Annotated in this window: 1 protein-coding gene, 2 tRNA genes and 1 rRNA gene; all 4 read right to left on the reverse strand. The window is 37.0% G+C overall.

Annotated elements, in window-relative coordinates; genetic code table 11:
- Positions 1-381 precede the first annotated feature (381 nt).
- The 4 genes from H6F62_RS20705 to H6F62_RS20210 all read right to left on the reverse strand — a co-directional run bounded on the left by H6F62_RS20705 (position 382) and on the right by H6F62_RS20210 (position 3,770).
- Positions 382-528, reverse strand: coding sequence for a hypothetical protein (locus H6F62_RS20705; protein WP_199306474.1), 147 nt, complete (start codon positions 526-528; stop codon positions 382-384).
- A 52-nt stretch (positions 529-580) separates the two neighbouring features.
- A 23S ribosomal RNA gene (locus tag H6F62_RS20200) occupies positions 581-3,551 on the reverse strand.
- Between the two features lie 72 nt (positions 3,552-3,623).
- A tRNA-Lys gene (locus H6F62_RS20205) sits at positions 3,624-3,696 on the reverse strand.
- A 2-nt stretch (positions 3,697-3,698) separates the two neighbouring features.
- Positions 3,699-3,770, reverse strand: a tRNA-Gln gene (locus H6F62_RS20210).
- Between the last annotated feature and the right edge of the window lie 121 nt (positions 3,771-3,891).

Consider the following 3,891-nt stretch of genomic DNA (forward strand, 5'->3'; position numbering starts at 1 on the left):
ATTCCCTTCTTATATTTATTGCTAAATTTTTAATCGACTTTAAACAACACCTTCGAATAGTGTAAACCTACATAATAATTTTAACTTATATTTAATCAGCGACTGGTTCCCCATACCCCAGAAAATTACAAAATTATCCTTTTGTAGATAGGATAGCAAATACAACCTTTTAGAAGAATAATCGATTGAATTTATCCTTATATAGATAAAATTTTAACATGATGGATATAATAGTTTACCTTAACTAAATAATATCCTAGCTATATAAAATTAAAAATGCCATCATTACGGCTAATAAACCCATAGCTTCTGTTAAAGCGAATCCTAATAAAGCATAACGAAATAACTCGTCTACAAAAAATGGACTTCTTGCAATTGCATTTAAAAATCTCCAAAAAGGACTCCAATACCCATACCTGCACCTGCTAAGCCAATTGTTGCTAAGCCAGCACCGATGAATTTAGAAGATGATACTAAAGAAACGTAAAAGACTGTTTTTTCTACTTGAATCCGCGTCCGATTGGACACGGATTCACTTCTAATAAAATAACACAATAAAATAAAAAAATTAATAAAAAACATGTTAAATTTAAAAATTAGTACTAGTAAGCTGATTCTTAAGAACTTTACACACCTAGCCTATTCTACGTAATAGTCTACTACGGATTTAAGAAAACTAGTTTTGGGGCAACCTTCCTACAAAAATTGATGTATTCAGTAGTTATGTTGTGCTATGTAGCTACCCAGCTTACGTTTTGCACTATAGCTGGATTACAATCGATAGCTCCTCTATTATGTCTTACTGGTCAACTCTATAATATATGTATACCAGGAACATATAAAAACGCAGTCCTCTCGTACTAGGCAAGAAATCCCCTCAATTTTCAACACTCTTAGCAGATAGGGACCGAACTGTCTCACGACGTTCTGAACCCAGCTCACGTACCCCATTAATGGTCGAACAGACCAACGATTCGAAGCTACTACACTCCGTCGCTTGGATGAGCCGACATCGAGGTGCCAAACGGTCTCGTCGATGTGGACTCTTGGAGACCATTAGCTGTTATCCCCAGCGTACCTTTTATCCGTTGAGCAGTGACTATTCCACTCTAAATCACTGGATCACTATGGCCGACTTTCGTCCCTGCAAGAATTGTCACTCTTACAGTCAGGCAAGCTTATGCCATTATACTACATCTCTTGAAAGATCACGGAGATCCCCAGGATGAGCTTACCTTTGCACGCCTCGTTACACTTTAGGAGGCAACCGCCCCAGTTAAACTCCCCAGCATACTGTGTCTCTAAACAGATTAGTCAATACTCATAATCAGAGCGCTATTTCAAGGGTGCTTCAGCAATCAACTAGCGTTGAGGCTTCAAAAGCTAACGCATATCCTACACAGATTATTTGTATCAACAGAGTAAACATAGAGTAAAGGTGCATGGGGTCTTTCCGTCTTACTAAGAGTAATACTCCGCATCTTCACGGAGAATTCAAATTCGCTGAACCTGTACTGGAGACAGCGGAAAATCGAACAGCCATTCATGCAAGTCTGCAATTAACAGACGAGGTACTACGCTACCTTTGGACCCTCATGGTTAAGGCCGCCATTCACGGGACCCATAGATTTGCAACTTTTAAAATCGCGCCTCTTAAGTTTACCGCATTGGGCAGGCGTCAGAGCCTATACATCGTCGTAAGACTTAGCAGACTCCTGTGTTTTTGATAAACAGTCGTTATCCCCTCTTCACTGCGACCTTTGTTAAGCTTTCAGATCTAACTAGAATAAACTATAAAGCTTTAAAAGGCACTCTTTCTCCCGAAGTTACAGAGTGAGTTTGCCGAGTTCCTTCAATACAGTTGTTTCAAACTCCTGAGCATAAATAGTGCATGAGGACCTGTGGCGGTTTGAGTACGGTTAAGAATACCTTTAGTTAAAAAAAAACATTTCTAGAAACATCTGAACAAGTTAGTAAATCAAAACGTAATCCTAAACTCGTTACCATAGCATAAATATAACTAATAAACTTCTAATAAATCATTACAACTTAATAGAAATGATGTCTAAAAGAACTTATGCTAAAATGCCTGTATAATTTTTCAACCCGAATCAAATCAAATATTCTTAATCAGAAATTTAAATTCTAATAACCATCAGTTTGAAGCATTCGCCAAAAACCTTAGATACCGACTAACTCTACGTGGTTAAACCTAGCGTAGAAACCCTTCCTCTTTAGGAGATAATGTTTTTGTGTCCATTGTAAAGTAAATTACAACAAACGCATTAAGTTACGCTACTCATGTCAGCATTCTTACTTTTGATATCTCCAGCAATACTTAAGTATCACCTTCACAGACCTACAAAACAATTCGCTACCAGGAAATATCCTTCGAAGTTTCGGTTAGATAACTGAGAGTCTCGCTTCATCGACGATTCTATACCAAGTAAATACTCAGGTTCATGCGTTGGCACACGTTCTTTAAGAGATGCTCACTGTTAAAGCTACTCTTGAGCCTAGAAGATAATAAAACCTTACGCACACTAGGTTATCATTTTAAGACCTTAACTTTCGATCTGGGCTGTTACCCTCTTGACAATGAATCTTCGCACTCACTGTCTGTTTGCCGTATAAAAAAATTTATTATTCGGAGTTACGTTGGTCTTGACAGATTCCGAAAAACCCTCGCAACCACCTTGTACTCTACCCATAAATTTAATAACTACGACACTCTACTTAAATAGATTTCGCGAATAACAAGCTATCTCCACTTTTGATAAGCCTTTCACCCCTAATCACAAATCATCTCAATCTTTTGCAACAGATACGAGTTCGGACCTCCAATGGTTTTTTAAGCCAAATTCATCCTGTTCATGATTAGATCAAGTGGTTTCGTGTCAGATTCATTTAGCTAAACACTAATTTAAAATTTGCTTTCGCTACGCCTCAGATATTTTAATACCTTAAACTCGCTAAATAAATCTAGTCGCTGACCCATGATACAAGAGGTACGCTATCATCCATTTTTCATGGACTCTAACTGCTTGAAAGCTATATATTTCAGTATCTAATTTCAATACCCTTTTTAGGTTTCTTTTTCACCATTTCCCTCGCGGTACTTGTTCACTATCGGTTACACTTATTATTTAGGCTTTGTGGGTGGTTCCACAATATTCAAACAGGACTTCACAGATCCCGCCTTACTCTCAATAATAGATAAAAATGCTCACATACGGGACTTGTTACCCTCTTTGGTAATAAATTTTTGCACATTTATACTATCTATTATTTTAGGCCTAAATCCGCGTTCGCTCACCACTACTTACGGAATCTCGGTTGATTTATTTTCCTTTAGCTACTTAGATGTTTCAGTTCGCTAAGTTTCTATAAACTATTTTTAAAAATAGTTTAATAATATAGTATACAGTTTTCTGTAATAGACAATCATAACTAAGGTCTCGACATCTAATTATGATTTTTCGTTGTTAAGCCTACGTCTATCAATTATAAGTGTACCTAGGCATCCTTATATAGCTCACTTTTTATTTTATTTTTTAATTACGGAAATTTAATTTTTCCTATACTGAACATTTTTGTATTGTATTATTTTTTGTTTAATGGAATGAGCGTACCGGGAATCGAACCCGGAACCTCTGGTTTAAAAGACCATTGCTCTACCTATTGAGCTATACGCCCACACCCGACAGCAGGGATCGAACCTGCGCATCACGGATTCAAAGTCCACCGCCTTACCACTTGGCTACGTCGGGAACTTCTAATTCCCTTCTTATATTTATTGCTAAATTTTTAATCGACTTTAAACAACACCTTCGAATAGTGTAAACCTACATAATAATTTTAACTTATATTTAATCAGCGACTGGTTCCCCA

Origin of the sequence: Anabaena sp. FACHB-1391 (assembly GCF_014696755.1) — a bacterium.
Classification (GTDB): Bacteria; Cyanobacteriota; Cyanobacteriia; order Cyanobacteriales; family Nostocaceae; genus Dolichospermum; species Dolichospermum planctonicum.